Raw genomic sequence first — 1,513 nt, 5'->3', positions numbered from 1 at the left:
GGCTGTACACTTTTTAGTGTGATAGAGAAATCTATCGCACTATTTTTTTGGACGCAAAAGGACACCTGTCCCTTTTGCTATAATGAATTCACCACAAACCATTTAGAAAAGAGGAAAACAGATGTCCCTTAATGATTGTACTAGAAGAACGCTTGGAATAACAGATAGAAATATTACTTTTGACCAGGAGAACTTAAATTATTTCACTTATATCCGTGGTAAGAAAACCCTAGTGTACGTTGGTTATCTTGATTATAAAATCGACCGTTGTCCAAATTGCGGTAGAATTGAAACCTTTAAAAAGAACGGGACAACAACATCAGTTATTACTTTAGCTAATCATGGTGATCAGCCTACGGCTATCAAGCTAACTAAACAGCGTTACCTATGTCCAAATTCAAGCTGTCACAGTTCTTTTATCAGTCATTCAAGTATAGTAAAGTCCAATCGGTTTGTCTCAGAGAATACCCGATCTCTGGTAATGAAATATGCAACAACCGATAAGTCTAATAAAGATATTGCTGCCTTAACTGGTATCTCTGCCAGTACAGTAAGCAGAATCATCTCGGAAACAAGCGGGACTCACTATTACAAATACAATAGCGAGCTACCAGAGAATATTTGTATCGATGAATTTAGATCGGTTCAAAAACAGATGAGTTTTATCACTTGTGATGCAGAAACCCATGAACTACTTGAAATATTACCGGGAAGAAAAACCAATGATATTAAGTCATTCTTTGAGGGATTCGATGAGCCCGCACGTAAGTGCGTTAAAACTGTAACGATGGATTTAAACGCAAATTATCAGCGAATCATCCAGCGTTTATTTCCGAATGCCCAAATCATCATTGATCGATTCCATGTAATTCAGATGTTAGGCAAAGCAATTGATAATGAGCGACTGAGAGCATTAGAAAAGCTCGATAAATCAACACGAGAATATAAGATAATCAAGACTCAATGGAAGGTTTTCAAGAAATCTGGCGAAAAACTAATTACTAGCAAGCGTACCTACCGATTACATAATCATGAGTATCTGACTGACTACGAAATTCTAGAGATTGGTTTTTCTAAGTCTCCCCGTCTAAAGGCCGTTTGGGAAGTTTATCAGTCACTTTTGAAGACCATTCATAATAACGACAAACAGGGCTTCTATGACTGCATCAATAACTATAAACAAACAGGAACGCAAATGGATGACGTAATGGTGACTTTCAAACAAAACCTTGCTTTCATAGGAAACGCCGTTGTTTATTCTTATTCCAATGGACCACTTGAAGGGCTTATACGAAAGATTAAGCAAATTCGCAGAACTGCCTATGGTTATAGAAATATGAAGAACCTATTCACCAGAATTCGACTTGAATTGAGAACAAAATAAAAGCCACAAATCTTTCGATTTGTGGTCCGGAGCTACTCCGTGTCAAGCGGACAGTTAAATAATTAAAATTAGGCAATCTTATTTGAGGCATGATTTCGATATTCTATCGGAGTCATGCCTTTTAGTGTT

1 protein-coding gene is annotated in these 1,513 nt (G+C 37.1%); it reads left to right on the top strand.

The genetic code is table 11. From position 1 onward, the window contains the following. Nucleotides 1-121 precede the first annotated feature (121 nt). Nucleotides 122-1,384, top strand: coding sequence for an ISL3 family transposase (locus tag QOW94_RS10950; RefSeq protein WP_283680493.1), 1,263 nt, complete (start codon nt 122-124; stop codon nt 1,382-1,384). Nucleotides 1,385-1,513 lie beyond the last annotated feature (129 nt).

Source organism: Lentilactobacillus sp. Marseille-Q4993, assembly GCF_951230165.1.
Lineage (GTDB): Bacteria > Bacillota > Bacilli > Lactobacillales > Lactobacillaceae > Lentilactobacillus.
This window is presented reverse-complemented; position numbering and strand designations above follow the sequence as displayed.